The sequence below is a fragment of the Variovorax sp. genome, assembly GCF_965279555.1.
GTDB lineage: Bacteria > Pseudomonadota > Gammaproteobacteria > Burkholderiales > Burkholderiaceae_C > Variovorax.
In genome coordinates, this window is the sequence record NZ_OZ257247.1 from 1,286,670 (window position 1) to 1,313,191 (window position 26,522).

The 26,522-nt window shown below is 68.1% G+C and carries 22 protein-coding genes; 14 read left to right on the plus strand and 8 right to left on the minus strand.

Going from position 1 to position 26,522, the window contains the following annotated elements; all coding sequences use genetic code 11:
• Window position 1: 1 nt before the first annotated feature.
• The 8 genes from ACQY8B_RS06375 to ACQY8B_RS06410 are packed head-to-tail and all read left to right on the plus strand — an operon-like array spanning window position 2 to window position 7,158.
• Window positions 2-784: an ABC transporter ATP-binding protein gene (locus ACQY8B_RS06375; RefSeq protein ID WP_422085912.1), complete on the plus strand. Its 783-nt coding sequence runs from the start codon at window positions 2-4 to the stop codon at window positions 782-784.
• 10 nt (window positions 785-794) lie between these two features.
• The gene (locus ACQY8B_RS06380; RefSeq protein WP_422085913.1) at window positions 795-1,667 is read left to right on the plus strand and encodes an ABC transporter permease; all 873 of its coding nucleotides are present in this window, start codon (window positions 795-797) and stop codon (window positions 1,665-1,667) included.
• Window positions 1,668-1,719: 52 nt separating this feature from the next.
• A complete protein-coding gene (locus ACQY8B_RS06385) occupies window positions 1,720-3,102 on the plus strand; it encodes an FAD-dependent oxidoreductase (RefSeq protein ID WP_422085915.1) in 1,383 nt (460 codons plus the stop codon).
• Entirely contained in the window at window positions 3,099-4,268 is a 1,170-nt protein-coding gene (locus ACQY8B_RS06390) for a CaiB/BaiF CoA transferase family protein (protein ID WP_422085916.1), read from the plus strand. Before ACQY8B_RS06385 ends, ACQY8B_RS06390 begins: the two co-directional genes overlap by 4 nt.
• Complete coding sequence (locus ACQY8B_RS06395) at window positions 4,265-5,041, plus strand: enoyl-CoA hydratase-related protein (RefSeq protein ID WP_422085917.1); 777 nt, start codon at window positions 4,265-4,267, stop codon at window positions 5,039-5,041. Before ACQY8B_RS06390 ends, ACQY8B_RS06395 begins: the two co-directional genes overlap by 4 nt.
• Before the next feature lie 28 nt (window positions 5,042-5,069).
• Window positions 5,070-5,405 (plus strand): ferredoxin, encoded by a 336-nt coding sequence (gene fdxA / locus ACQY8B_RS06400; protein ID WP_422085919.1) that lies wholly within the window; start codon window positions 5,070-5,072, stop codon window positions 5,403-5,405.
• A gap of 27 nt (window positions 5,406-5,432) precedes the next feature.
• Window positions 5,433-6,347: a LysR family transcriptional regulator gene (locus ACQY8B_RS06405; RefSeq protein ID WP_422085921.1), complete on the plus strand. Its 915-nt coding sequence runs from the start codon at window positions 5,433-5,435 to the stop codon at window positions 6,345-6,347.
• A gap of 49 nt (window positions 6,348-6,396) precedes the next feature.
• Complete coding sequence (locus ACQY8B_RS06410) at window positions 6,397-7,158, plus strand: SDR family NAD(P)-dependent oxidoreductase (protein ID WP_422085922.1); 762 nt, start codon at window positions 6,397-6,399, stop codon at window positions 7,156-7,158.
• Window positions 7,159-7,174: 16 nt separating this feature from the next.
• Here ACQY8B_RS06410 and ACQY8B_RS06415 read toward each other — a convergent pair whose 3' ends face one another.
• Window positions 7,175-8,185: a CbrC family protein gene (locus ACQY8B_RS06415; RefSeq protein WP_422085923.1), complete on the minus strand. Its 1,011-nt coding sequence runs from the start codon at window positions 8,183-8,185 to the stop codon at window positions 7,175-7,177.
• 293 nt (window positions 8,186-8,478) lie between these two features.
• On the opposite strand from ACQY8B_RS06415, the gene ACQY8B_RS06420 reads away from it, so the two are divergent.
• Both ACQY8B_RS06420 and ACQY8B_RS06425 read left to right on the plus strand, forming a co-directional pair.
• The gene (locus tag ACQY8B_RS06420) at window positions 8,479-9,237 is read left to right on the plus strand and encodes a hypothetical protein (RefSeq protein WP_422085924.1); all 759 of its coding nucleotides are present in this window, start codon (window positions 8,479-8,481) and stop codon (window positions 9,235-9,237) included.
• On the plus strand, window positions 9,234-10,244 hold the full coding sequence (locus tag ACQY8B_RS06425; protein WP_422085925.1) for a hypothetical protein: 1,011 nt from the start codon (window positions 9,234-9,236) through the stop codon (window positions 10,242-10,244). Before ACQY8B_RS06420 ends, ACQY8B_RS06425 begins: the two co-directional genes overlap by 4 nt.
• Here the strand turns inward: ACQY8B_RS06425 and ACQY8B_RS06430 are convergent.
• The 7 genes from ACQY8B_RS06430 to ACQY8B_RS06460 form a co-directional block, all read right to left on the minus strand.
• Window positions 10,216-10,791, minus strand: a complete 576-nt coding sequence (locus ACQY8B_RS06430) for a nucleotidyltransferase family protein (RefSeq protein WP_422085926.1) — start codon at window positions 10,789-10,791, stop codon at window positions 10,216-10,218. The two genes, ACQY8B_RS06425 and ACQY8B_RS06430, sit on opposite strands and share 29 nt — an antisense overlap.
• Window positions 10,788-11,462 (minus strand): hypothetical protein, encoded by a 675-nt coding sequence (locus ACQY8B_RS06435; protein ID WP_422085927.1) that lies wholly within the window; start codon window positions 11,460-11,462, stop codon window positions 10,788-10,790. The genes ACQY8B_RS06430 and ACQY8B_RS06435 overlap by 4 nt, the downstream gene beginning before the upstream one ends.
• 88 nt (window positions 11,463-11,550) lie before the next feature.
• The gene (locus tag ACQY8B_RS06440) at window positions 11,551-12,009 is read right to left on the minus strand and encodes a RidA family protein (protein ID WP_056591047.1); all 459 of its coding nucleotides are present in this window, start codon (window positions 12,007-12,009) and stop codon (window positions 11,551-11,553) included.
• Complete coding sequence (locus ACQY8B_RS06445) at window positions 12,006-12,974, minus strand: transglutaminase family protein (protein ID WP_422085928.1); 969 nt, start codon at window positions 12,972-12,974, stop codon at window positions 12,006-12,008. Before ACQY8B_RS06445 ends, ACQY8B_RS06440 begins: the two co-directional genes overlap by 4 nt.
• Window positions 12,975-13,008: 34 nt before the next feature.
• Entirely contained in the window at window positions 13,009-13,833 is an 825-nt protein-coding gene (locus tag ACQY8B_RS06450; RefSeq protein ID WP_422085929.1) for a basic amino acid ABC transporter substrate-binding protein, read from the minus strand.
• A 123-nt stretch (window positions 13,834-13,956) separates the two neighbouring features.
• On the minus strand, window positions 13,957-16,698 hold the full coding sequence (locus ACQY8B_RS06455; protein ID WP_422085930.1) for a circularly permuted type 2 ATP-grasp protein: 2,742 nt from the start codon (window positions 16,696-16,698) through the stop codon (window positions 13,957-13,959).
• A gap of 64 nt (window positions 16,699-16,762) precedes the next feature.
• Window positions 16,763-20,293 (minus strand): DUF2126 domain-containing protein, encoded by a 3,531-nt coding sequence (locus ACQY8B_RS06460; RefSeq protein WP_422085931.1) that lies wholly within the window; start codon window positions 20,291-20,293, stop codon window positions 16,763-16,765.
• A 140-nt stretch (window positions 20,294-20,433) separates the two neighbouring features.
• On the opposite strand from ACQY8B_RS06460, the gene ACQY8B_RS06465 reads away from it, so the two are divergent.
• From ACQY8B_RS06465 to ACQY8B_RS06480, 4 genes are all read left to right on the plus strand, one after another.
• Window positions 20,434-22,908 (plus strand): DNA internalization-related competence protein ComEC/Rec2, encoded by a 2,475-nt coding sequence (locus tag ACQY8B_RS06465; protein WP_422085932.1) that lies wholly within the window; start codon window positions 20,434-20,436, stop codon window positions 22,906-22,908.
• Between the two features lie 143 nt (window positions 22,909-23,051).
• Entirely contained in the window at window positions 23,052-23,900 is an 849-nt protein-coding gene (locus ACQY8B_RS06470) for an oxepin-CoA hydrolase, alternative type (RefSeq protein ID WP_422085933.1), read from the plus strand.
• A 98-nt stretch (window positions 23,901-23,998) separates the two neighbouring features.
• Window positions 23,999-25,498: a circularly permuted type 2 ATP-grasp protein gene (locus tag ACQY8B_RS06475; RefSeq protein ID WP_422085934.1), complete on the plus strand. Its 1,500-nt coding sequence runs from the start codon at window positions 23,999-24,001 to the stop codon at window positions 25,496-25,498.
• A gap of 13 nt (window positions 25,499-25,511) precedes the next feature.
• Entirely contained in the window at window positions 25,512-26,468 is a 957-nt protein-coding gene (locus tag ACQY8B_RS06480; RefSeq protein ID WP_081267164.1) for an alpha-E domain-containing protein, read from the plus strand.
• Window positions 26,469-26,522: the final 54 nt, after the last annotated feature.

A 26,522-nucleotide genomic window follows, 5' to 3' on the forward strand; every position in this document is an offset into this window, starting at 1 on the left:
CATGGCCGCCGTTCTCAACGCACCGCCCGCCATCGCCTGCCGCGACATCGGCGTGCGCTTCTTCACCGAGCGCCGCGACGTCACCGCCATCAAGAGCCTGGACCTCGATGTGGCGCAGGGCGAGTTCCTCACGCTGCTGGGCCCCTCGGGCTGCGGCAAGTCGACCTTCCTGCGCGTGGTGGCCGACCTGCTGCAGCCCAGCAAGGGCCGCATCGAGGTGCTGTCTTCCACGCCCCAGGCCGCGCGCAAGAACCGCGATATCGGCTTCGTGTTCCAGGATGCGGCGCTGCTGCCCTGGCGCACGGCGCTGCAGAACGTGGAACTGCCGCTGCAGGTGGGCGGCGGCGCGAGCCGCAAGGGCCGCCGCTCGCCGCGGGAACTGCTCGAGCTGGTGGGCCTGAAGGACCGCCTGAACGCCTTCCCGCACGAGATGTCGGGCGGCCAGCGGCAGCGCGTGTCGATTGCGCGCGCACTGGCCAGCGACCCCAAGATCCTGCTGATGGACGAGCCCTTCGGCGCGCTCGACGAGATCACGCGCGACAGGCTCAACGAAGAAATCCTGCGCGTGTGGCGCGAGACCGGCGTGACGATTCTTTTCGTCACCCACAGCATCCACGAGGCGGCCTTTCTCGGCCAGCGCGTGCTGATGCTGGCCGCCAACCCCGGCCGCGTGCGCGAAATCGTGCCGGTGGAGCTGCCCGCCGAACGCACGCTCGAAGTGCGCGAGACCCCCGAGTTCGTCCGACTCACGAGCCATCTGCGGCGCGTGCTGGAAACCTGCTGAGGCCGAAGCCATGAATACCCGTTCCATCGATACGGCAGTGCCGGGCGCACCGGGCGCACCGGGCACCATCGGCGCGCCGACCTCGGCCGATCCTGAATACCTCGCCTGGGCCGCCGCGCGGCAGAAGCGCATCTGGCGCCGCCGCATCCTGCCGGCGCTGGGCATCGTCGGGCTCATCGCCCTGTGGTGGCTGGTGATCGTGGCTTTCGGCGTCAAGCCCTTCATCGCGCCCACGCCGTGGGCCGTGCTGGAGACGCTATACGCCAAGCGCGACGTGCTGCTCGACAACCTGCTGCCAACGGCCTTCGAGGCGGCCGGCGGCTTCGTGCTGGGCAACCTTGCGGCCATCGCCGTTGCGACGGTCTTCGTGCACAACAAGACGCTGCAGGACATCTTCTTTCCGGTGGTGCTGATGTTCAACGCGGTGCCGCTGGTGGCAAAGGCGCCGGTGCTGGTGCTCATCATGGGCAACGGCATGGAGCCGAAGATCACCATCGCCGCGCTGGTGTGCTTCTTTCCCACGCTGGTGAACATGGTGCGCGGGCTGGAGTCGGTCAACCCGCAGGCGATGGAACTGATGCGGGTGCTGTCGGCCAGCAAGACCGAGATCTTCTTCCGCCTGCGTTTGCTCAACGCGTTGCCCTACCTGTTCTCGGCCCTGCGCATCGCGGCGTCGATGTGCGTGATCGGCGCGGTGGTGGGCGAATGGGTGGGTGCCACGGTGGGCATCGGCGCCATGATTCTGCAGGCCACCTTCAACTTCGATTCGCCGCTTCTCTACGCCGCGATCGTGATGAGCGCAACGCTCTCGGGCCTGTTCTTCCTGCTCGTGACGCTGGCCGAACGCTGGGTCATCCGCTGGCAGCCGGAGGCCGCGCCCTGACCGTTCGGGCGCATTCCCAAAACACAACCAGACATTTCAACAGGAGATTTCTATGAGCCGTATTGGCGACTGGATGCAGGAGCCCGCGCACGACGTTCGCGTGGCAGCCGAATCGGACGTGGTGGTGGTCGGCGGCGGCCCCGCCGGGCAGGCCGCGGCATTGGCCGCCGCGCGCAACGGTGCGAGCGTGACGCTGCTGGAGCGCTACAACCACCTGGGCGGCCTGGCCTCGGGCGGCATGGTGCTGGTGCTGGACGACATGTGGGACAGCCACCAGCGGGAAATTTCTGTGCGTGGCATCTGCCTGGAAATGATCGAGCGCATGTCCGCGCTCGGCTTGGCCGAGTACCCGCGCCAGCAGGACTGGGGCACGCTGCCCGAATCGGTGCGCCGCTGGAAGCGCTGGGGCACCTACGACTTCCACAGCAAGGAGAAGCCGCACCCCATCTGCTTCGCCGCCGCCTTCGACCCCGACGCATGGAAGCGCACCTCGCTGGAGATGGTGCTGCAGGCCGGCGTCGAACTGCGGCTGCACTCGTGGTTTTCGCGCACGCTGGTGGAAGACGGCAAGGTCAAGGGCGTGGTCTGCGAAACCAAGGGCGGGCGCGAAGCCATCCTGGGCAAGGTGGTGATCGACACCACCGGCGACCTCGACGTGGCCGCCTCGGCCGGCGCGCCGCACATCAGCGGCAGCTACATCGTGACGACCGTGTTCCGCCTCGGCGGTGTCGACACGGAAGAAGCCGAGCGCTTCGAGCGCGAGGAGCCCGTGGCCTGGCAGGCGCTGGACCGCGAGATCAAGCACATGCTCGGCGGCGCCTGGGAAGCATGGTGGCTCAAGACGCCGCTGCCGGGCGTGGTGTGGTGCAACTGTCCGCACATGCCGGGGCTCGACGGCCTGAAGGTGAGCGACCTGACCCGCGCCGAGGTGCAGGGCCGCGCCACCATCCACAAGGTGATCGAGTTCGTGCGGGCCCATCTGCCGGGCTTCTCGAAGTGCGTGCTGATCGACATGGCGCCGCAGACAGGCATTCGCCAGACCCGCCTGCTCGAGGGCGCCTACGTGATGACCAAGGAAGACGTGGCCCAGCGCACGCGCTTCGAGGACAGCGTGGCGCGCGGACGCGACTACTACTACCCCTACCGCACGCTGCTGCCGCGCAGCGTGGAGAACCTGCTGGTGGCCGGGCGCCACTACTCGGCCACCTCGGCGGCGCAGAAGATCTCGCGCGAAATTCCGCCCTGCATGGCGATGGGCGAGGCCACCGGCACCGCCGCGGCACTGGCGCTGAATGCCGGCGTCACGGTGCGCGAGGTCGACATCGCGAAGCTGCAGAAAACGCTGCGTGCCCAGGGCGCCGACCCCGGCGACCAGAAAGGGCCGAACGCCGACGTGCCCGCCATCGCCCGTTCCTTCGCGAAGGAGGCCGCATGACGACGACGGCCAATGCATTGCCGCTGGACGGCATCCGCGTGATCGACTTCACGCAGGTCATGATGGGCCCGGTCTGCACGCAGATGCTGGCCGACCACGGCGCCGACGTGATCAAGGTCGAACGCAAGGGCGCGGGCGACCTGAGCCGCTCGACCTTCGCGCCGGTGGCGGGTGAAGACAACCCGATCTTCTGCAGCCTCAACCGCAACAAGCGCAGCGTGGAAATCGACCTGCGCGACGCGGCGCAGATGGAACTGGTGAAGGCGCTCATTGCCGGAGCCGACGTGGTCACCAACAACTTCCGCGCCGGCGTGATGGAGCGGCTGGGGCTGGGCTACGAAGACTGCAAGCGGCTGAACCCGCGCATCATCTATGCGGTGGGCACCGGCTTCGGCGAGACCGGCCCCTACGCCCACAAGGGCGGCCAGGACGTGCTGGCCCAGGCGCTCACCGGCGTGATGGCGCGCCGCGCCGACGCCTCGGTGCCGGTGTCGATCTACCCCACGGCGCTGGCCGACTACACGGCCGGCATGCACATGGTGCAGGGCATCCTGCTGGCGCTGCTGCAGCGCGAGCGCACGGGCGAGGGACAGAAGATCTCGGTGTCGCTCTACAACTCGATGCTTGCCATGCAGATGCAGGAGGCGGCCATGGTGATGATGGAAGACTCCGAGGTGAACTGGGCCGCCATGCCGCTGTCGGGCGTGTTCGACACGCAGACCGGGCCGCTGGTGCTGGTGGGCGCGTTCAAGGCCAACCCGCTGCGCGACATCTGCACCGCGCTGGGCATCGAAGACCTGTCGCTCGACGCGCGCTACGCCACGCTGTCGGCGCAGTTCGCCAACAAGGCGGCGCTGCATGCGATCTTCCACGAACGTTTTGCGAGCAACACGCGCGAGCACTGGCTCGCGAAGCTCGAGGAGCAGGATCTGCTCTCCGCCCCGGTGCGCGACATGCGCGAGGCGCTGGTCGATCCGCAGACGCTGCACAACGCGATGATCCTCGAGGGCGGTACGCCGTCGGGCCGACCGCTGAAGTTCATTGCCAGCCCCATTCACATGTCGGGCGCCAGGGCCGGCCTGCGCCGCGCGCCGCCCAGGCTCGGGCAGCACACGGCCGAAGTGCTGGCCGAGGCCCGCGCGCTGATCGAGGAGGCCGATGCATGAGCGTGCTCTACGAAGTCATCGACCACGTCGCCGCGGTCACCATCGACCGGCCGGATGTGCTCAACGCGGTCGACCTGCCGACCGAGGCCGAGCTGCAGCGCATCTGGAGCGACATCGAGTCGCGCGACGACATCCGCGCGGTGGTGCTGACCGGCGCTGGCGAGCGTTCGTTCTGCGCCGGCGCCGACCTGAAGAACACCTCCAACCTCAAGGGCGTGGAGTACTGGGCGGCGGCGCGCCCGGGCGGTTTTGGCGGCATCGCGCTGCGCGAGACGCTCGACGTGCCGGTGATCGCGCGCGTCAACGGCCTGGCGCTGGGCGGCGGCTTCGAGATGGTGCTGGGCTGCGACATCGTCGTGGCATGCGAGGAGGCCAGCTTCGGGCTGCCCGAGCCATTGGTCGGCCGGCTGCCGCTCGATGGCGGCATGCTGCTGCTGCAGCGCCAGATTCCCTATCGCCAGGCCATGGGCATGATGCTCACCGGCCAGCGTGTGAAGGCACAGCGCGCGCTGGAGATGGGCCTGGTCAACGAGGTGGTGCCGCGCGCCGAGCTCGACACGGCCGTCAACCGCTGGGTGCAGCAGATGCTGGCCTGCGCACCGCTGTCGCTCAAGGCCATCAAGCAGGTGGTGCGCCGTACCGGCACGCTGGCGCCGGCCGATGCGCATCGCATGCGGCTGCCGGCGCTGGTGGCGGCATTGCAGTCGCAGGATGCCGACGAGGGCGTGCTGGCCTTCCAGCAGAAGCGCAAGCCGCAGTGGCTGGGCCGCTAGGCCGGCCGCGTCAGCGAAGGTACGTGCCATGCCCCACGTCATCACCGGCGCCTGCATCGACATCAAGGACGGCGCCTGCGTCAAGTGCTGTCCGGTCGATTGCATCTACGAAGGCGAGCGCACTCTGTACATTCACCCGGATGAATGCATCGACTGCGGCGTTTGCGTGTCCGCCTGCCCCACGCAGGCCATCTACGAAGACCTTCGGCTGCCGCCCGAAATGGCACATTTCACGGCCATCAACCACGACTTCTTCACGGCCAGCGTCAGCGGGCTGGGCTCGCCCGGCGGGGCGGCCGACACCGGCCCCGTGGCCTGCGACCACCCCGGCATCGCCCTGGAGCGCGCGAGGCTGGCCGGATGAGGCCTGTGCGCAAGGGAGGGCCGGCTGATGCACGCCAGCATTCTCAAATACTTCATCGAAGTGGCGAGCTGCGGCTCGGTGCGCAAGGCCTCGGAGCGGCTGTTCGTGGCGGCCAGCGCGGTCAACCGGCAGATCCACAAGCTGGAGGACGAACTGGGCGTGGAGCTGTTCGACCGCATGCCCAACGGCCTGCGCCTGAATGCGGCCGGCGAGCGCCTGCTCAAGCACGCGCAGGAAACGCTGCACCAGTACCAGGTGATGCGTACCGAACTCGACGCGCTCAAGGGCGAACGCACCGGCCACGTGAAGGTAGCGGCCATGGACTCGTTCTTCGAGGAACTGCTGCCTTCGGCGGTGGAAGACTTCCTGCAGGTGTTCCCGGCCGTCACGTACACCATCACCGCGGTGCAGCCGATGGACGTGGCGCAGATGGTGATGTCGGGCCAGGTCGACGTGGGCATGACCTTCGTGAGCCGGCTGCCGGGCGGCGTGGCCGCGGTGGCGCTGGCCAACCTGCCCATCGGCGTGGTGATGCCGCCCGGCCATCCGCTGGCCAACCATGCGCGCGTGTCGCTGAAGGAATGCGCGCGCTATCCGTTCCTGCGTTCGAGCTCGCACCCGGTCATCAGCGCCGCGCTGTCGCCCGAGTTCGCCGCGTTCTGGGACGACATGGAGCCGGCCGCCACCTGCAATTCCACGCCCATGCTCAAGCGGCTGATCATGGCCGGCAAGGGCATCTCGTGCTTCTCGAAGATCGCCTTCATCGAAGACCTGAAGCGCGGCGACCTGATCTGGCGGCCCTTCGAGCTGCCGGCGCTCGACCAGCTGCAGGTCGGCATCGTGGTGCCGTCGCAGCGTGTGCTGCCGCACGTGACGCAGAACTTCGTCGGCCGCATGGCGCGCCGGCTGACCCAGCTGGAGATCGCAGCCGCCGCCGTGTGAACGCGGGTGGTGGGTGCGCCCGTTTTTCAACCCAAGGAGACACGACGAAATGAACGATCTGAAGGACAAGGCGGTACTGGTCACGGGCGCGAGCACGGGCATTGGCGCGGCGGTGGCGCGCGCGCTGGGGCAGGCCGGCGCGCGGGTGGCGGTGCACTACCGGGGCAGCGCCGACGAGGCGCGGCAAGTGGCGCGCGACATCGAGGCCGCCGGCGGCCGCGCGCTGCTGGTGCAGGCCGACGTGACCGACACCGCCGCCGTCGACCGCATGGTGAAGACGGTGCATGCCGAGTTCGGCCGCATCGACGTGCTGGTCAACAACGCGGGCGGCTTCGTGAAGCGCTCGCCCATCGTCGATGCGGACGACGACTACATCGACGCGGTGTTCCGCCTCAACGCGCGCTCCGTGGTGGCGGTGAGCCGCCGCGTGATTCCGCTGATGGCCGCCGGTGGCGGCGGCGCGATCATCAACGTGACCACGCAGGCCGCGCGCACCGGAGGCGGGCCGGGCGCGGGGCTCTACGCGGCGTGCAAGGGCTTCGTGTCGACCATCACGCGCACCATGGCCAAGGAACTGGTGAAGGAGAAGATCCGCGTCAACGCGGTGGCGCCGGGCGTGATCGAGACGCCTTTTCACGACGGGCATTCGAGCCCCGAAGTGCTGAAGAACTTTGCCAATGCCATTCCCATGGGGCGGCTGGGCACGGCTCAAGAGTGCGTCGGCGCATTCCTGTTTCTTGCGAGCGAGGCGGCCAGCAGCTACGTGACCGGGCAGGTCATCGAGGTCAACGGCGGGCAGGTGATGCCCTGATGGCTGTGCGCGCCGCTCAGCTCAGGTCGACGTAGCCGCCGACCTTGCCGCAGTGCAGGCAGCCGAAGACGAACACCGCGAAGCTGCGCTCGCGCGAGGGCGTGTCGAGCAGCCATTGCCAGCCTTCGCCGGCATCGAGGTGCGCGTCGTCGCAGGTCTCGCGCATGAAGTCGCCGGCCCGCTCCGACGCGAGCAGCGCGCGGTCGACATGCTCGATCTCGCCGAGGAAGCGGCCGGCGTCGTTGCAGTGCGCCCACCATCGCTCCTGCTGCCAGCCGAAGAAGCTGGGCGTGCGTTGCGACACTTCTTCGATGATGCGCATGGGCAGTTCGACCTCGCCCATGCCCACGCCGGCAGCGTCGTTGAATTCGCCGTCGAACTTCGCGGCGGCCGAGCCGTCGGCGATGCACCAGGGGCAGAAGTGAGATTCGTCGCCGATGGCGTAGAAGCTGCCGCCGTAGATGTAGCCGGTGGCCTGGCCGCAGCACTGGCAGGTTTCGCCGGACGTGCGCATCACGCCCGATTCGAACGGATCGGCGTAGTAGCGGAACACGGGTAGCGCACGCGAGGGGTCGGGCTGCACGGCCTCCGGCACGCGGGCCTGGTCGATGGCCGCCTGCAGGTCGCTGGCATACGGCGCGGACCATTCGCCGGTGTGAACGTCGAACAGCAGGACGTCTTCGGCGATGGTGCCGCTCGCCGGGTCGCGGCGCACGAAGAGCTGGCGGTACATCGAGTAGTCGTGCGCAATGCTGATGCCGTCGCGCGGAAAGCGCGTGTCCTGCAGCGCGAGCCGTGTGTAGTGAAGAACATCTTCGGCGGTGCGCTTCATCTGCTTGCGGTCGCTGCTGTCGAAGACCGGATGCAGCTGCCACTCGGCATCGCGTTTGCGGGGATCGCCGAAGCTGCCGCCGTTGGATGCGGCATAGCGGCTTCGCAGGATCGGGGGCAGGGCGGCGCCCAGCTTTTCTTCGAGGGCGCGCAGCGCGCTTTCGGGTGCGGGTGGAGGCGGAGTGTGTCGATTCATGGCGAGGAATGAAGGACCGGGTTGCAGTATGCCGAACATCGTGCGGCCGCTCGAACGCCTTCTAGAATCGTCCTCGCATTTCCTCTCGCGGCTGCACGCAGCCCGCCCGGAGCGCAACGCTCCTTCTTTTTTTTTCTTCGTTGATGCCTTTCAGATTTCGACTCGCTCTTTCCTCCTTTTTTCTTACCCTGTCCGCTGCCACCGTCTGCGCCGCATCCACGCCTCAGCTCGTGCTCGGCCCCGAATCCGAGCGGGCGCCGCAAACGTCCCAGGTTCCCGCGCTCGACCGCGCCGTGACCGACTTCGCCGGCCTGGCTTCCGGCTCGTACTACTGGCCTGAAGGCCTGCTGGCAGAACAGCTGATCGCCGGACTGGCATCGCGGCGCCATCGGCAGCAGCAGGCGCTGCCGGGCGGCAAGCGGGTGTTGTCGTCGTACCGCTTGCCCAACGGCGGCAGCGAGCGCTCGGCCCTGCTGGTGGACGACAGCAGCGGCGAAGTGCTCGCCGCCGCGCTCGCGCACCGCGAATGCGGTGTGAAGTCGTCGTCCACCGGTTGCCGCGACGACCAGCATGCAGTGCTGTCGATCTTCCTGCGCCCCGGCATCGATCGCGCACAGGCACAGCCGCTGGTCGACTGGAGCCGCACGGTGCCCAAGGAAGACCTGAACTCCGGCAAGGAAGAGAAGTTCGAGAAGACCGAGTACACGACCATGGACGCCGCGCACACCAAGGCGCGGCCTGTCACGCGGCCGAAGGGCTTTTCGCAGGCCGTGCCGCTGTATCCGAGGGCTGTGCTGCACTACACCGGCCAGGACGCCCTGAGCGACGCGAAGGCAAGGCGCGTGCTGCGCCTGCAGACCGTCGACACCGTGGAGCAGGTGCTCGCCTTCTACAAGAAGCTGTCGCCGCCGCTCGAGAGCATGCAGTCGGAAGCGGACGAGCGCTCGGGCTACGTGCTCGGCAGCCTCAGGGGCACTGCCTTCTCCGTCAACGCCAAGGTGCCGCGCGACATGCCGGCGATCACCAACATCGAAATCGAGATCGCCGAATGAGCGCACTGTTTCCAAAGAAGACCCTGGCGTCGCTGCTGCTCGCCTGCACGCTCGGCGCCTCCGTGCACGCGGCGCCCGTCACGACCGAGCTGCCTCCGCCCCGGCTGAAGCTCAGCGAGCAACCCAAGATCCGCAGCGCCGTGATTGCCATGGTCGGCTATGCGCGCGGCAACTACACCGATGGCGACGGGCTGATCGCGGCGCAGGTGCTGGATGGCATGCGCTCGCGCTTCGACGTCACGCGCACCGTCTGGCCCGACGGGCGCACGGTGCTTGCGTCGGTGAGCGGCGGAGGCCACGGCGAGGAACGATCTGCGCTGCTGCTCGACGGCGAAGGCCGCTTGCTGGCGATCGGGCTGGTCAATGGCCACTGCCGCGATTCCACCAAGCGCGACGAGCCCAAGGTGTGCAACCCCGACCCACAGGCCGTGCTGACGATCTTCCATCCCGCCGACGCCAGGCCCTCGGATGCCGAACCGCTGATTACGTGGGCCAAAACGCTGCCTTCGTACCACGCGCTGATGGCCGAGAGCGATGACCCCGCTGAAGCAGCGGCCGCGCAGAAGATCGCAACCGTCGAATACATCGCGGGCCAGCCGACGGCGCCGGGCTGGCGCGATGCGCAGCTGCCGGCGGGCTTTCCGGCCTCGCTGAAGCCGCTGCTCGTGCAGACGGGGGAGGTGAACAGCACCGCCAGCGCCGGCAAGATCGTGATACCCAAGGGGCTGGCCGGCAAGCCGATGTACACCGACCGCGAGAACGCCCGGCTCAAGGGAGCCCGTTGGCCCGATGCCGAAGTGACGCTGCGCAGCTACGCGGCATTCGACGACCTGGTCGCCACCTACCGTGAACTGGCCAAGGGCGCGAGCCTGGAAGACGGCGACAGTGAGCGTGAGCGCGAGGCCGTGTTCAGCGGCACCGACGGCGCCGGCCGCTACACCGTGCGGCTGCGCGATGCAAAGGAAACCGGCGTGTTCATCACGGTGTCGAGCTGGAAGCGCAAGTAGCGATTCGCAGCCAGGGCCAGCGCGACTGGTAGTCGCGCGCCTTCGCGCCGAACATCTGCGGCATCGGCAGCAGCGGATTCATGCGCAGGATGCCGGCGGCCAGGTCATCGAGCCCGTCGGGCGCGTAGAGCGAGCCGTCGGCCAGGTCGATGCCCACGCGGGTGCAGGCGATGAGGTAGCGGTCGATGCCGTCGCGCGCCGAGGCCAGGCGCGGATAGGGCGCCTTGAAGCGTTGTTCGTACCAGAGGTGCACGCGCGCCTGGTTCTTGACCTCGACGGTCGCGCCCAGGTCGGCGACCGCTTCGTGCACGCGGCGGATGACGGCGTCTTCAGCCTCCCACGACAGGTCGCTGTCGTCGAAGTAGAAGACGTCGTAGTCCTTCACGCCCCAGCCCGGCGGCCGGCCGGCCGTGTGGTTCCAGGTGGCCTGGAACAGGCAGCCGGCGGTGAGGAAGCTCTGGGGAAGCGCAAGTGCCGGCAAGCGCGCCATCAGGGCCTCGTTGATCGGGTCCCGCATCGCCTCGGCGATCAGTGCCTCGGGGCTCACGGCTTATCGCCGCCGAGCAGTTGCTGCCACCACGGGCGCTTTGCGCGCACCTTGAAGAAGCGGTAGATCGGCTCGCTGTCCGTTGTCCAAGGGCAGACGCCGAAGCGATCTTCCAGTGTTTCGAAAAGGATTTGCTGCGTCAGCCCGTACTCGGAGACATCGACGCGCGGATTTTCGAGAAAGAAGATCCGCTGGCGTTCTTCGGGAGGGCAATCGTCCTCCTCCAGGTACGACGGTGCGCCGAGCCAGCGGCTTTCGATGTTTGTGGGCGTTCCGTACTCGATCAACGGGAGCAGCCGTGGCTGTGCCATGGTCTGCAGCCTGGAACGCGTACGAATGCCGTTGTCGATGAAGGCATAGCCGAAGCTGCCGCCCGAGCTGTAATGGCAGAACACCATGAAAGATTCAGGTGCGCCGAGGCGCGCATGAAGTGCTGCAACGTCGCTGCGCGTGTCTTCGAGGTGCGGCCACGAGATGGCATGGTTGCAGATGAAGATCGCGCCGTCGAAGTCCTGGACCATGATGTCGCTCGCATTGCGGATGTCGAACTGGCCGATGTCCGGGTGCGGTATTTCTTCGACCGGATTGCCCACGACCTGAGCCACGAAGGCCTTCAGGTTCCCGATTTTCCGGGCGGGCCGGAATGCGATGCCTGCTTGCGCCACTCCCATGACGAAGCCTCCTCTTTTGGCCGCTGGGGCGGCTCTGGGTATCGGATGTGGCCCGGCATTGGCGCCGGGCCAGGACCAAAGCAACCTATCAGCCGACTTCGGCGATCAGCTCGATTTCCACGCAGGCGCCCATCGGCACTTGCGCCACGCCGAAGGCGCTGCGTGCATGCGCGCCCTTTTCGGGGCCGAAGACTTCGGCGAAGAACTCGCTCGCGCCGTTGGTCACGAGATGCTGTTCGGTGAAGGTGCCGACCGAGTTCACGAGGCTCATCACCTTGACGATGCGCTTGACCTTGTTCAGGTCGCCCACGGCGGCGTGCAGCGTGCCCAGCAGGTCGATGGCGATGGCGCGTGCGGCCTGCTTGCCTTCTTCGGTGCTGATGTTGGCGCCGAGCTGGCCGGCCCAGACCTTGCCGTCCTTCTTGGCGATGTGGCCCGAGAGGAACACGAGGTTGCCGGTCTGCACGAAGGGCACGTAGGCGGCGGCGGGGGCGGCGACCGGGGGCAGGGTGATACCGAGGCTGGAAAGTTTGTCGTAAACGCTCATGGAGACTCCTTGTCTTGGGATTGCGATTGTGTCTGTGTTTGCGCAACCGCCTCGAGCACTTCCCCCACCGGCTGCACGGTCACGCCGACCCGCAGCGTGTGCCTTGCGCCGCCATGGAGTACGCCGCGCATCGGCGACACGTCGGAGTAGTCGCGGCCGATGGCCAGCGTGACGTAGTCCTCGCCGGGCTGGCGGCCGTTGGTGGGGTCGAAGTCGGCCCAGCCGCCGGGGCTGTTGCCGCCGTCCTCGCTCTTGCCGGGCAGGTACACCGACACCCACGCATGCGACGCATCGGCGCCCACCAGCCGGGGCTGGCCGGGCGGCGGCTGCGTGAGCAGGTAGCCGCTCACGTAGCGCGCCGGCAGGCCCATGGTGCGGAAGCACGCGATCATGATGTGGGCGAAGTCCTGGCACACGCCCTTGCGCTGCGCGAGGGCCTCGACGGCGGGTGTGTTGATCTCGGTGCTGTCGGCGTCGTAGGCGAAGTCTTCGTACATGCGCACGGTGAGGTCCATCGCCACGTCGAAGGCGGGACGGCCGGGCACGAAGCTGGCGCGCGCGTAGGCGGTGAAGTCGTCGTGCCGCGGCACGTAGGGCGACGGAAAAACGAACTCCGAGGCGGCGTCGAAGGTGGCGTCCTTGCGGAAGCGGAAACGCTCGCGCACCGCCTCCCAGGGCAGCTCGCGCGCAATGGCCGGCGAGAGCATGGGCATCGAGGTCTCGACCACGCTCTCGGCGGTGACGACCAGCTTGTCGTGCGTGGCCTCTAGCGCGAAGAAAGCGCGGGTGTTGCCGTAGAGGTCGGGCATTTCGCTGCGCTGCGCGGGCGGCGGATCGATGGAGAGCTTGTGGCTCACCAGGCGCTGCGAATCGGTGGCCACCGGCTTCAGGTGGGCCAGGTGCTGTGCCGTCTCGACAGGCGGTGAGTATTCGTAGCGGGTTTCGTGCGTGACGTGCAGCAGCATGGCGTTGGCCCCGGCTCGTTGGCTACTTGCCCGTTTACTTCGACTCGGCGCCGAAGTGCGAGGCGTAGATCTTGGCGTAGGTGCCGTCGGTGCGAATTGCCTCGAGGCCCTGGTTGATCCTGGCGAGCAACTCGGCGTTGCCCTTCTTCACGGCAATGCCGTACTTCTCGACCGGAAAGCTTGCGTCGCTCACCGTCTTGAAGCCGCCCGCCGTGTTGTTCGCGAGGTAGTGCACGACCACGCCGTTGTCGGCCACCACGGCTTGCACGCCGCCGGCTTCCAGCTCCTTCAGCGCGAGCGGGGTCGACTCGAAGCGCTTGATGGCGGTGCTCGACTTGCCGAGCAGCTTGCCGACGACTTCGTCGCCGGTGGTGCCGTTCTGCACGCCGACCTTCAGGTTCTTGATGTCCTCGAACCTGGCCACGGGCGAATCGCTCTTGACGGCGATCAGCTGCTTGGCGTCGAAGTACGGCTGCGAGAAGTCCATCGTCTGGCGGCGCTCGTCGGTGATGGTGATGGCCGACACCAGCAGGTCGCGGTCGCCCTGGTCAAGCGAGTTGAAGATGCCTTCCCACGGCGTGTTGACGAACTTGACTTCGATGCCGGCCTTCTGAGCGACGGCCTTCACCACGTCGATGTCGAAGCCCACGATGTCGCCCTTGTCGTTCTGCGATTCGAAGGGCGTGTAGGCGGCGTCGGTGCCGACCACCAGCACGCGGGCGGCGGCCGGCGGGGGCGGTGCGCTGGCCGAAGCGGCGGGCGCGGCGGCTTCCTGCTTGCCGCAGCCGGCAATGGCCAGGGCTGCGAGCAGCGCGGCGGTGGTGAGTGCGAAGCGGCGGCTGATGATGTTGCTGGGCATGGAGGTCTCCAGGGATTTATCGGGAAACGCCGTGGAACCGGCTTTGCCGGGCCGCAGGCGTTGCCCTCGGTGAGAGGGAGTGCGAAGCGACACGAAGTGCGCGAAGCATGGGGGAGAGCCAGTTCACGCGCCAACGGAGCGCAGGGATTCGGATGTGAGCGTGAAGTAGCGTGTGCCGATCGCGTCGGACACGTGGTACGCGGCCGACTCGCAGTTGGCGAGCAGTTCGGCCAGGGCCGGGTACTTGGCGTCCGGGCCGGCGGCGCAGAGGTGTTCGAGCGTCCAGGCGGCCGGGTCGGGCAGCTCGTACGACAGCGCCGTGAGCTTGCCCGGCGCGCTGCCGGCCAGCCGCGCGATGCGCCCGCGCAGCGTCTGCGTGACCCAGGCGAGCGAGCGCGGGTTCTCGGCGTCCAGCACCAGCAGGTCGACCATGGTGGCGACGTCGCGGCGCTGCTGGTAGCGCGCATGGAAGGTGATGGTGCTGTCGAACAGCGCCACCATTGCCTCGAATCCGCTCACCTCATGCACCGCGCCGTTCTCGAAGCCGGCCTGCAGCGCGTTCGACAAAAAGCCCAGGCGCTCGATGTGGCGGCCGATCGACAGCAGCCGCCAGGCGTCGTCGCGGGTCATGCGGTCGGTCTGCGCGCCGGTCATGGCGGCCAGCGCGGTGCTGGCGGATTCGAGCGCGCGCAGCGCGGCGCTGGAGGCAAAGCTGCCTTCGCCGGCCTGCTCGGCGGCGCGGCGCAGGAATTCGGTCTCGGCGCGAACGATCTGGTTCCAGTTGTCCTGCGACAGCCGCTCGCGCACCGCGGCCGCGGCCTGCCGGATGCACATCAGGCTGTAGCCCACGCTGCCGCCGCGCTCGACGTCGCCCAGCTCCGCGATCAGCGCGCGCTCGAACACGCGGCGCGACTTCGGCGCGCTGGGCGCCTCGGCCGGCACCAGCGCATTGCGCAGCGCCACGCGGTGCAGCCAATCGAGCAGCGGGCGCGACGACTGGTCTTCGCCGCCCAGCAGGTTGAGCGTGAGACGCGCCAGGCGCACCGCGTTTTCGGCGCGCTCTGTGTAGCGGCCGAGCCAGAACATGTTCTCGGCGGCGCGGCTGGTGACTGGCGCGCGGTGCCGTGCCAGCGAGGCCGGCGTGGCATGCGGCTGCAGCAGCGTGGTGCGGTCGACTTCGCCGAGCGTCTGCACCCACACGTCGGCGCTGCTGCCGCCGCGCTGCATGGAGGCGATCTGCGCGTCGGGCCCCGCGAGCCGGGCCAGGCCGCCGGGCAGCACGCGCCACGACTGCGCCCCGTCGCTCACCGCGAACACGCGCAGCATCACCGCGCGCGGCGCGATATGGCCCGGGCCCAGGTCGTTGGCCCAGGTGGGCATCTGCGACAGCGGCTGGTAGCCCTGCACGGTGTGGACGTCGCCCTCGCGCACGATGCGGCCGGCCCATTCGTCGAGCTCGCGCCGGCCGAGCTGGCTGCCGAGGACCGCGTCGAAGCTGGCGCGGCCGTCGAAGCCGGGGTAGGTGGGCTTGATGGCGCAGTCGGCCAGTTGCGGCAGCACGGCTTCGAGCGCGGCGCGCTCGCCGCACCACCACGTGGGCAGTGCGGGCAGCTTGAGCTTTTCGCCGATCAGGCGGCGCGCCAGCCCCGGCAAAAAGCCGAGCAGCGCCGGCGATTCCAGGAAGGCCGAGCCCGGCATGTTCGCCACCAGCACGTTGCCCGCGCGAATGGCCTGCAGCAGGCCGGGCACGCCGAGCGTGGAGTCGGGCCGCAGCTCCAGCGGGTCGAGGAACTGGTCGTCCAGCCGCTTGATGAGGCCGTGCACCGGGCGCAGGCCCTGCAGCGTCTTGAGGTAGAGCCGCTGGTCGCGCACGGTGAGGTCGCTGCCCTCGACCAGCGTGATGCCCAGGTAGCGCGCGAGGTAGGCGTGCTCGAAGTAGGTTTCGTTGTACGGGCCGGGCGTTAGCAGCGCGATGTGCGGCGGCACACCGGCCGGGCACATGCGTTGCAGGCCTTCCATCATGGCGCTGTAGGTGGCGGCCAGGCGCTGCACCTGCAGCGCCTCGAAGGCCTGCGGAAACTGCCGCGTGATGGCCAGGCGGTTTTCCAGCAGATAACCCAGGCCCGAGGGCGCCTGGGTGCGCTGCGACACCACCCACCAGTTGCCGTCGGGGCCGCGCGCGAGGTCGAAGGCGGTTATGTGCAGCCAGGTGTCGCCCGGCGGCTTCACGCCGTGCAGGGCGCGCAGGTAGCCGGGGTGGCCGCGCACCAGCGCCGGGGGAATGAGCCCCTCGGCCAGCAGCTGCTGCGGGCCGTAGACGTCGGCCATCACCCGGTCGAGCACCCGCACGCGCTGCAGCACGCCGGCCTCGATCTGGCTCCAGCTTTCGGGCGAGACGATCAGCGGGAACAGGTCGAGCGACCAGGGGCGCTGCGGGCCGTTGGCGTCGGCGTACACGTTGTAGGTGACGCCGTTGTCGCGGATCTGCCGCTCCAGGCTGACGGCGCGCCGGGGCAGGTCGTTGAAGCCGCCCGGGCCGAGCTGTTCGAAGAAGTCGTGCCAGGCGGGCGTGAGCGGCGGTTGCTCGCTGGACGGTGCCTGGGACTGTGACTGCGTTTGGGACTGTGATTGCGACTGGGAAGGCGCCGGCCGCTGCTCCGCGGCGGCGTCGTACAGCAGTGGGGCTTGCGGGGCCGCGGCAGGAGTGCTCGTGCCCGCCCCCGGGCGTGGGGTCGCGACCGGAGTGGCCTGCCCGCGCAGTTCGTCGAAGTGTCCGGGCTGGGCGGCCGGGGCGAGCGCCGACGCCAGGGCCGCTGGAAATTCCAGTGCCTGGGCGCCGAACAGTGATTCGTTCAAGGGTTCCACAGGAGGGGGATTGTCACACCGCCGTCACGGCCTGGCCGCTTCGGCAGTGTGGTAGGCATCCCCTTCAGCGCCGCAGGTCGAGCGTGAACGGGAACTCGCGGCTGCCCGGCAGCTCGATGGTGGCCGGCGGCGTGCGCATGAGCCCCGGCGTGTGGCCGGTGCGCGTGAAGCGCGAATGGCGGCGGCTCTCGGCCTCGTAGGCGTTGACGGGGAAGGTGTCGTAGTTGCGCCCACCCGGGTGGGCGACGAAATACTGGCAGCCGCCCAGTGAACGCTTCATCCAGGTGTCGACCAGGTCGAAGGTGAGCGGGGCATGGGCCTTGATGCTGGGGTGCAGCGCCGAAGGCGGATTCCATGCCTTGTAGCGCACGCCGGCCACGAATTCGCCCGTCACGCCCGTGGGCTGCAGCGGCAGCACCTTGCCGTTGACGGTGACGACGTGGCGGCTTTCGTTCAGCCCGGTCACTCGCACCTCGATGCGCTCCAGCGAAGAGTCGACATAGCGCACCGTGCCGCCGGCCGAGCCTTCCTCGCCCATCACGTGCCAGGGCTCCAGCGCGTTGCGCAGCGACAGCTCCACGCCCATGGCCTGCATCTGGCCCACCAGCGGGAAGCGGAACTCGAAATGCGGCGCGAACCAGTCGGGGTCGAAGGCGAAGCCGGCCTGCCGCATTTCGCTGATGACGTCGTCGAAGTCCATCTTGACGAAGGTCGGCAGCAGGAAGCGGTCGTGCAGCTCGGTGCCCCAGCGGGTGACGGGGGCCTTGTAGGGCTCGTCCCAGAAGCGGGCCACCAGCGCGCGAATGAGCAGCTGCTGCGCAATGCTCATGCGCGCGTGCGGCGGCATCTCGAACGCGCGCAGTTCCAGCAGGCCGAGGCGGCCGGTGCTGGAGTCGGGCGAATACAGCTTGTCGATGCAGAACTCGCTGCGGTGCGTGTTGCCCGACACGTCGATCAGGATGTTGCGCAGCGTGCGGTCGACCAGCCATGCGGGCATGTTCTGGCCGTAGATCTCGCGGTTCCTGGCAATTTCCTTCAGGGCAATTTCGAGTTCGTAGACCTGGTCGTTGCGGGCCTCGTCCACGCGCGGGGCCTGGCTTGTCGGGCCGATGAACATGCCCGAGAACAGATAGCTCAGCGACGGATGGTTGTGCCAGTAGAGCAGCAGGCTGGCCAGCAGCTCGGGCCGGCGCAGGAAGGGGCTGTCGGCCGGTGTGGCGCCGCCCATCACGAAGTGGTTGCCGCCGCCGGTGCCGGTGTGGCGGCCGTCGGTCATGAACTTCTCGGCCGACAGGCGGGTTTCGAACGCGGCGTTGTAGAGGAACTCGGTGTGGGCGACCAGTTCCTTCCAGTTGTGGGCCGGATGGATGTTGACTTCGATCACGCCCGGGTCGGGCGTGACGGCCAGCATCTTCAGGCGCGGGTCGCGTGGCGGCGGATAGCCTTCCATCACGATGCGCATGCCCAGGTCGCGCGCGGTGGCTTCCACCGCGGCGACGAGGTCGAGGTAGTCCTCCAGGCGCGCGAGCGGCGGCATGAAGACGTAGAGCACGCCGGAGGCGTTGCCCTTCTTCTCGGCCGTGGGGCCGTTGGCGCGGCGCGGGTCGCGCACTTCGACGCACAGCGCGGTGCGCGTGACCCAATGGGCGGATTCGCCGCGCAGCGGCTGGCGGGTGGTGACGGACTCGCTGATGGAGTCCTCGGCTGCTGCGGCATCGCCGTTCGCTGCATCGCCGCTGGCCGCATCGCCGGGGCTTTGCATGCGCAGCGATGCGGGCACCACGGGCGGCGTGCCGAAGGTGTAGGGCACGTCACCGAGGCCGGCGGCGCCGGCACCAGCGGCGGTTGCGCCTGTGCTGTACCGCGCGCGGTAATCGGCCGCGCTCGGCAGCGCGCCGCGCGGCGCGGTCGGGTCGCGCTCGATCAGGTAGGGGTAGTCGCCCTTGCTGGCCCACGGCTGCGAGTCGAGCGGCAGGCGGTAGCCCATGGGCGAGTCGCCGGGGATCAGGTAGAGCCGGTCGTCGCGCAGGAACCAGGGGCCGGTCTTCCAGGCCGGGCCTGCCAGCGCAGGGGCGTCGCCGTTCGCATTGCCGGGCTCGATGGGCAGCATGTAGCCGATCACCGCGTCGAGCTTCTGCGTGAACACGCGGCGCAGGCGCACGCGTTCGAGTTCGTCGTCGAGCTTCGAGTCGAAGGGATCGACGTTCACCGGCAGGCGGCGTTCGCGCCAGAGGTAGTAGTAGATGTCTTCGTAGCCGGGCTGTATGTAGCGCTCGGTCAGGCCGAGCTTGTGCGCCAGCACGGTGGTGAAGCGGCGTGCGTCTTCGCTGGTGTAGTGGGTGGGAAAACGCTCGTCGGCGAACAGCTCGGGGTCGTGCCACAGCGTCTGGCCGTCGGCGCGCCAGAAGATCGACAGCGCCCAGCGCGGCAGTTGCTCGCCCGGATACCACTTGCCCTGGCCGAAATGCAGGAAGCCGCCCTTGCCGTACTCGGCGCGCAGCTTGTGCACGAGCTCGGTGGCGTAGCCGCGCTTGGTGGGGCCGAGGGCGTCGGTGTTCCACTCGGGCGCGTCGCGGTCGCTGGTGGCCACGTAGGTCGGCTCGCCGCCCATGGTGAGGCGCACGTCGCCGGCCTTCAGGCGCGCATCGACCGCGTCGCCGAGGGTCAGAACCTCGGCCCATTGCTCTTCGGTATAGGGCTTGGTGACGCGCGGCGATTCGTAGATGCGCGTGACCTTCATCTCATGGCCGAACTCGACCTCCGATTCGTCAACGCCGCCCTCGATGGGCGCAGCGCTCGAAGGCGAGGGCGTGCAGGCCAGCGGAATGTGGCCTTCGCCCGCCATCAGTCCGGAGGTGGCGTCGAGGCCGATCCAGCCGGCGCCCGGCAGGAACACTTCGCACCAGGCGTGCAGGTCGGTGAAGTCGACCGTGGTGCCGCTGGGGCCGTCGAGCGACTTCACGTCGGGCGTGAGCTGGATCAGGTAGCCCGAGACGAAGCGCGCGGCCAGGCCCATGTGACGCAGCAGCTGCACCAGCAGCCAGCCCGAATCGCGGCAGGAGCCGCTGCCGTTGGCCAGCGTTTCTTCCGGCGTCTGCACGCCGGGCTCCATGCGGATCAGGTAGTTGACGTCTTGCTGCACCTGTTGGTTGATGCCGACCAGGAAGTCGATGGTGCGCTGCTCCTTGCGATCGACCTTGTCGAGGTAGGCCTCCAGCAGCGGCGTGACCGGGTCGGCCACGAGGTATGGCGCAAGTTCCTCGGCCTGCGAGGCCGTGTACTTGAAGGGGAAGTTCTCCGCCTGCGGCTCGAGGAAGAAGTCGAAGGGGTTGTAGACCGCCATCTCGACCACGAGGTCGACCGTGACCTTGAACTCGCGTGTCTTTTCAGGGAACACGAGCCGCGCCTGGTAGTTGGCGAACGGGTCCTGCATCCAGTTGACGAAGTGCTCCGCGGGTTCGACCCGCAGCGAATACGAGATGACGTTGCTGCGGCAATGCGGCGCGGGACGCAAGCGCACGACCTGGGGGCCCAACTGCACCAGGCGGTCGTATTTGTAGTGGGTGACGTGGTGGAGAGCGGCGTGAATGGACATGCGTTTTTGTGTGCAGTACTGGCAGATTGCATCGAAAAGATGTCTCTGGTGAGACGCATACTAGCCGAGATGCTTAGCAATTAACGCGCCACTGAGCGTGAGTCGGGGAGGGTTTGCATCATGTGTCCGGACGTTCTTTCATGACGCGATTTCACGCGTCGGGCAATGCCGTGGGCGGCTCGCGAGGCTTCGCCGCATTGGGCGGATCGCTGCTGGGCGCGGCCCTGCAGTTGAGGCAGCCGTCGCTCTGGCCCGCATGGGTCTATGCCGTTTTGCTGCTGGCGGCCGTGGCGGGTCTGCGGCGATGGCGCCGGCCTTTTTTCATCGAACGGCGCATGCCGGCCATGGTGCTTGCCCTGCTGTGCGGAGCCATGGCTGGGGTGGGGCTGGCGGGTTGGCGTGCCGTGGTCCATGCGGACGGCGCGCTGGCACCGGCGCTCGAAGGGCGCGACCTCGTGGTCACGGGAGTCGTCGCGGAGATGCCGCAACGCAACGAAGCCGGAACGCGGTTTCGCGTCGACGTGGAATCCGCGCGCTGGGCCGATGCGTCTGTCGACGAGCCATTGGTGGTTCCAGACCGCATCGCCCTCGGCTGGTATGCGGAGAACACGGGCCTGTGGGGCCGCTCTTCCGGAGGCAAGGCCGCATCCGCCAGCCCGATCGGTCCCTTGCATGCCGGCGAGCGATGGCAGCTTGCCGTGCGCCTCAAGGCGCCGCATGGCAACGTCAACCCCTTCGGCTTCGATGGCGAGCTGTGGGCCTGGGAGCAGGGCATCCAGGCCAACGGCTATGTGCGGACCGGCGCGCGGGATGCCGCGCCGAAGCGCATCGCCGTCACCTGGCTGCATCCGGTCGAGCGCGCACGCGAAGCCGTGCGCGACGCGATTTTCGAGCGGGTGCCCGACCGCGCGCGAGCCGGGGTGATAGCGGCGCTGGTGACGGGCGACCAGCAGGCCATCGACCGCGCGGACTGGGATGTGTTTCGTGCCACCGGCGTGGCTCACCTCATGTCGATCTCCGGCCTTCACGTCACGATGTTCGCTTGGCTGGCGGCGCATGTCGTTGGCTGGCTGTGGCGGCGCTGTCCGAGGCTGATGCTGGGCCTGCCCGCACAGCAGGCCGCGCTGGTCGGCGGCGTGCTGCTGGCCGGGCTCTACGCGCTTTTCAGCGGCTGGGGCGTGCCGTCGCAGCGCACGGTGTGGATGCTCGCGACGGTCGCGCTGATGCGGCTCACCGGCAGGCGCTGGCCTTGGCCGCATGTGTGGCTGCTGACCGCGGCGGTGGTGGTGGCGATCGATCCATGGGCGCTGATGCAGGCGGGCTTCTGGCTCAGCTTCGTGGCGGTGGGCGTGCTGTTCGCCACCGATGCGTCGGTGCCCGGCGAGCCGCGCGCGCGGGCTTCGGCGCGGCTGCTGGGTTTCTTTCGTGAGCAATGGGTCATCACGCTGGCTCTCGCGCCGCTGAGCCTGCTGCTGTTCCAGCAGGTGTCGCTGGTCGGGCTGCTGGCCAACGCGGTCGCGATCCCGTGGGTCACGCTGGTCGTCACGCCGCTGGCCATGCTGGGCGTGGCCATCGCTCCTTTGTGGGACGCGGCCGCGTGGGCGGTGCGTGCGCTTTCGGTGCTGCTGCAATGGTGCGCCGGCTTGCCGCTGACCACGCTGTCGATGGCTGCGCCGCCTTGGTGGATGGCGGCTTGCGGCGTGATTGGCGGCGCATTGCTCGTGATGCGCCTGCCCTGGTCGTTGCGCGCCGTTGGCCTGCCGTTCCTGCTGCCGATACTGCTGTGGCAGGCACCGCGTCCCGCCGCGGGAGAATTCGAATTGCTGGCCGCCGACATCGGGCAGGGCAACGCGGTACTGGTTCGCACCGCCACTCACAGCCTGCTGTACGACACCGGCCCGCGCTACAGCCTCGAAAGCGATGCCGGCCACCGCGTGCTCGTGCCGCTGCTGCGCGCTCATGGCGAACGCCTCGACATGCTGCTGCTGAGCCATCGCGATACCGACCACACGGGCGGGGCGCAGGCGGTGCTCGCGATGCAGCCGCAAGCGGAGTTGCGGAGTTCGATCGAGGCCGCGCATCCGCTGCAGGCCTCGCACCCGGCTCAGCGCTGCGAGGCCGGGCAGCGCTGGCGCTGGGACGGCGTGGACTTCGAGGTGCTGCACCCCGTGGCGGACGACTACCAGGCCTTCACCATCAAGCCCAATTCCGTGTCCTGCGTGCTGCGCATCGGCAACGGCCGTGCCGCCGCGCTTCTGGTGGGCGATGTCGAGCGGATGCAGGAGTCCGCGCTGATCGCGCGCACGCCGGATTTGCGCGCCGACGTGCTGCTGGTGCCCCATCACGGCAGCAAGACCTCGTCGAGCGAAACATTCCTCGATGCCGTGCAGCCGCGCATTGCATTGGTCCAGGCGGGCTATCGCAACCGTTTCGGCCACCCGGCGCCCGAGGTGGCGGCGCGGTACGCGGCACACGGGGTGCGGCTGGTAGACAGCCCCCGCTGCGGCGCCGCCCACTGGCGCAGCACGCAGCCCGCCGATGTCGCCTGTGAGCGCGAGCGCCACGAGCGCTACTGGCGGCATCGCCTGCCCGCGCGCGCCGAAATCGTGAATTAATTGTCAAATTAGACAAAAAGCATTCTTCTTCCGGATCGCGCCAACGGCCGCCCGATGCGTTGTATGGTCCTGACACAACGAAAAGGGGATGCCATGCACGATCGCAGCAGTTTCCGGTGGGGCCGGTTTTCCCGGCCTGCGCCATGACGACCGCCGTCCCGACCATCACCAGCGCGAGCGCGACGGCCACGTCCGGCCCGCGGCTCAAGACGCACCGCGAGGGTCCGGTGCTGGTGCTGACCCTCAGCAACCCGGCCGCGCGCAACGCGGACAACCCGTCGGTCTACCGTGCGGCGGCCAAGGCGCTGCGGGCCACCTCCGGCTTTCGCACGGTGCGCGCCATCGTGCTGTGCGGGGAGGGCGAGCACTTCAGCGGCGGCGGCGACCTGCGGCGGCTGGCGCGGCAGCGCAAGTTGCCCGAGGCCGAGCAGCACGGCCACCTCGAGGCACTGCACGAATGGATCATGGCGATCCAGGAAGCGCCCCAGCCCGTCATCGCGGCGGTCGAGGGGGCGGCCGTGGCGGGCGGTTTTTCGCTGTGCCTGGCTTGCGACCTCATCGTGGCGGCGGAAGACGCCAGGTTCGCCATGTCTTACGTCAATCTCGGCCTCACGCCTGACGCCGGCGGCTCCGATTCGCTGGTGCGTTCCCTGCCGCCGCAGGCCGCGCTGGAAATGCTGCTCGACGGCAAACCCTGCAGCGCGAAGCGGCTGCACGACTGGGGCGTTGTCAACAAGGTGGTGCCGCGCGGCAACGCCTGCGCCACGGCGCTCGAATGGGCGCATCAGCTTTCGCGTGGGCCGTTCGAGGTGCAGGCGCGCATCAAGCAGCTCGTGTATTCGGCCCGGGGCCGCAGCCGGAGGGAACAGCTCGACGCCGAGCGCGAATCTTCCGTCGCCAGCCTCTACAGCGACGAGAGCGGGGAGCGCATCAAGGAATTCCTTTCGCCGCGCAAGAAGCAGCAGCCGCCGGCCGAAAGCACGGTGCGGTAGCCAGGAAAAAAGAGCTTCGACCCGTCTCCGGCCGCCGCATAAGGGGTTCTACTGGCCTCGAACTTGCTAAGCTACGGCTCAAGGAGATTGGTCGTTCCATGCACAAATTCGACGAGATGTATGAGCAGTTGCCCTATGCGGGGGCTGCGATCCGACAGCATTACAAGCGCTACGACCAATGGCTCGCGAAGCAACCCGGTGAGGTGATGCGTTCGCGGCGCGAAGAGGCGGAAATGATTTTCCGCCGGGTCGGTATTACCTTTGCCGTCTACGGCGCGAAGGACGAAGACGGTTCCGGCACCGAGCGGCTCATCCCGTTCGACCTGCTGCCGCGGATCATCCCGGCCCACGAGTGGGACAGCATGGAAAAGGGACTGGTGCAGCGCGTCACGGCGCTCAACCGCTTCCTGCATGACGTCTATCACGACCAGGAAATCATCAAGGCCGGCATCATCCCGGCCGAGCAAATCCTGAACAACGCGCAGTTCCGCCCCGAGATGATGGGCGTCAACGTGCCGCACAACGTCTACTCGAACATCTCGGGCATCGACATCGTGCGCGCCCCCGATGCCGACGGCAACGGCGAGTACTACGTGCTCGAAGACAACCTGCGCGTGCCCAGCGGCGTGAGCTACATGCTCGAGAACCGCAAGATGATGATGCGGCTGTTCCCGGAGCTGTTCAACCAGAACCGCATCGCGCCGGTCGCGCATTACCCCGACCTGCTGCTCGAAACGCTTCGTGCCAGCGCGCCGCCGGCCACTGCCGAGCCCACGGTGGTGGTGCTCACGCCCGGCATGTACAACAGCGCCTACTTCGAGCACGCCTTCCTCGCGCAGCAGATGGGCGTGGAGCTGGTCGAGGGACAGGACCTGTTCGTCAAGGACAACTTCGTCTACATGCGCACCACGCGCGGACCGAAGCGCGTCGACGTCATCTACCGCCGCGTGGACGACGACTTCCTCGACCCCGAGGTGTTCCGCCCCACGTCCACGCTGGGCTGCGCGGGCCTGATGCGCGCCTACCGCGAAGGCAACGTCGTCATCTGCAATGCGGTGGGTACGGGCGTGGCCGACGACAAGTCGATCTACCCCTACGTGCCGAAGATGGTGGAGTTCTACCTCGGCGAGAAGCCGATCCTGAAGAACGTGCCCACCTACATGTGCCGCAACAAGGACGAGCTGCAATACACGCTCGACAACATGAAGGACCTGGTCGTCAAGGAAGTGCACGGCGCCGGCGGCTACGGCATGCTGATCGGCCCGGCCGCCACGCAGGCCGAGATCGAAGACTTCAAGAAGGCGGTGCTCGCCAAGCCCGACGGCTACATCGCCCAGCCCACGCTGAGCCTGTCGACCTCGCCCACCTTCGTGGACGCCGGTATCGCGCCGCGCCACATCGACCTGCGGCCCTTCGTGCTGTCGGGCAGCGAGGTGCAGATGGTGCCCGGCGGCCTCACGCGCGTGGCGCTGAAAGAAGGCTCGCTGGTGGTCAACTCGTCGCAGGGCGGCGGCACCAAGGACACCTGGATTCTCGAAGCCGACCGCGCGCCCAAGCCCAAGGCGGCGCCCGCGCAGTCGCAAAGCCAATCGCTGTAGGAGCACGAAGAAGATGCTGTCACGTACCGCCGACCATCTCTACTGGATGTCCCGCTACACCGAGCGTGCCGAGAACACGGCGCGCATGCTCGACGTCAACTACCAGACCTCGCTGCTGCCGCAGTCCGCCGAAGTGGCCAAGTACGGCTGGCAGGGCGTGCTCTCCATCAGCGAGCTGCTGCCCTGGTACAACCAGAAGTACGACCAGATCGCGCCCAAGGAAGTGATGGAGTTCATGGTCAAGGACGAGAGCAATGCCTCGTCCATCGTGTCCTGCCTCAAGGCCGCGCGCGAGAACGCGCGTGCCGTGCGCGGCGCGCTCACCACCGAAGCCTGGGAAACCCAGAACACCACCTGGCTCGAAGTGAACCGCATGCTGCGCGCGGGCGACTTCGAGCGCGACCCGGGCCAGTTCTTCGAGTGGGTGAAGTTCCGCTCGCACCTGTCGCGCGGCGTCACGCTGGGCACCATGCTGCAGGACGAGGCCTTCTACTTCTCGCGCCTGGGCACGTTCCTGGAGCGCGCCGACAACACCGCGCGGCTGGTCGACGTGAAGTTCCACGCGCTCAACAGCGAGTTCTTCGGCGCCGCCACCGAGGAAGACCAGGAGTACGACTTCTATCACTGGAGCGCCATTCTTCGCAGCGTCTCGGCCTTCGAGGTCTACCGCAAGGTGTACCGCGACGTGATCAAGCCCGAGCGCGTGGCCGAGCTGCTGATTCTTCGCGCCGACATGCCGCGCTCGCTGCATGCGAGCCTGGTCGAGGTGGTCAACAACCTCGCGAAGGTGCAGAACGAGCAGAGCGCCGAAACCCAGCGCCGCGCCGGCAAGCTGCTGGCCGACCTGCAGTACGCGCGTGTCGACGAGATTCTTGCGACGGGGTTGCATGCCTACCTCACCCAGTTCCTCGACCGCGTGAACGAACTGGGCGGGCGGATCAGCCAGGACTTCCTGGTTCCTGCGCATTGAAATCGTGAAAGCGTCATCTCTCTTGAGGGAGATGACGTCCGCTCTGCTCGGGAC

What these genes read in the sequence shown, in the direction of transcription:
- fdxA (WP_422085919.1), top strand. Translation starts at nt 5,070, where the DNA reads ATGCCCCACGTCATCACCGGCGCCTGCATCGACATCAAGGACGGCGCC.
- ACQY8B_RS06460 (WP_422085931.1), bottom strand. Translation starts at nt 20,293, where the DNA reads ATGTCCATTCACGCCGCTCTCCACCACGTCACCCACTACAAATACGAC.
- ACQY8B_RS06475 (WP_422085934.1), top strand. Translation starts at nt 23,999, where the DNA reads ATGCACAAATTCGACGAGATGTATGAGCAGTTGCCCTATGCGGGGGCT.
- ACQY8B_RS06425 (WP_422085925.1), top strand. Translation starts at nt 9,234, where the DNA reads ATGAGCGCACTGTTTCCAAAGAAGACCCTGGCGTCGCTGCTGCTCGCC.
- ACQY8B_RS06380 (WP_422085913.1), top strand. Translation starts at nt 795, where the DNA reads ATGAATACCCGTTCCATCGATACGGCAGTGCCGGGCGCACCGGGCGCA.
- ACQY8B_RS06375 (WP_422085912.1), top strand. Translation starts at nt 2, where the DNA reads ATGGCCGCCGTTCTCAACGCACCGCCCGCCATCGCCTGCCGCGACATC.
- ACQY8B_RS06470 (WP_422085933.1), top strand. Translation starts at nt 23,052, where the DNA reads ATGACGACCGCCGTCCCGACCATCACCAGCGCGAGCGCGACGGCCACG.
- ACQY8B_RS06410 (WP_422085922.1), top strand. Translation starts at nt 6,397, where the DNA reads ATGAACGATCTGAAGGACAAGGCGGTACTGGTCACGGGCGCGAGCACG.
- ACQY8B_RS06405 (WP_422085921.1), top strand. Translation starts at nt 5,433, where the DNA reads ATGCACGCCAGCATTCTCAAATACTTCATCGAAGTGGCGAGCTGCGGC.
- ACQY8B_RS06415 (WP_422085923.1), bottom strand. Translation starts at nt 8,185, where the DNA reads ATGAATCGACACACTCCGCCTCCACCCGCACCCGAAAGCGCGCTGCGC.
- ACQY8B_RS06445 (WP_422085928.1), bottom strand. Translation starts at nt 12,974, where the DNA reads ATGCTGCTGCACGTCACGCACGAAACCCGCTACGAATACTCACCGCCT.
- ACQY8B_RS06395 (WP_422085917.1), top strand. Translation starts at nt 4,265, where the DNA reads ATGAGCGTGCTCTACGAAGTCATCGACCACGTCGCCGCGGTCACCATC.
- ACQY8B_RS06480 (WP_081267164.1), top strand. Translation starts at nt 25,512, where the DNA reads ATGCTGTCACGTACCGCCGACCATCTCTACTGGATGTCCCGCTACACC.
- ACQY8B_RS06440 (WP_056591047.1), bottom strand. Translation starts at nt 12,009, where the DNA reads ATGAGCGTTTACGACAAACTTTCCAGCCTCGGTATCACCCTGCCCCCG.
- ACQY8B_RS06465 (WP_422085932.1), top strand. Translation starts at nt 20,434, where the DNA reads ATGACGCGATTTCACGCGTCGGGCAATGCCGTGGGCGGCTCGCGAGGC.
- ACQY8B_RS06435 (WP_422085927.1), bottom strand. Translation starts at nt 11,462, where the DNA reads ATGGGAGTGGCGCAAGCAGGCATCGCATTCCGGCCCGCCCGGAAAATC.
- ACQY8B_RS06450 (WP_422085929.1), bottom strand. Translation starts at nt 13,833, where the DNA reads ATGCCCAGCAACATCATCAGCCGCCGCTTCGCACTCACCACCGCCGCG.
- ACQY8B_RS06390 (WP_422085916.1), top strand. Translation starts at nt 3,099, where the DNA reads ATGACGACGACGGCCAATGCATTGCCGCTGGACGGCATCCGCGTGATC.
- ACQY8B_RS06385 (WP_422085915.1), top strand. Translation starts at nt 1,720, where the DNA reads ATGAGCCGTATTGGCGACTGGATGCAGGAGCCCGCGCACGACGTTCGC.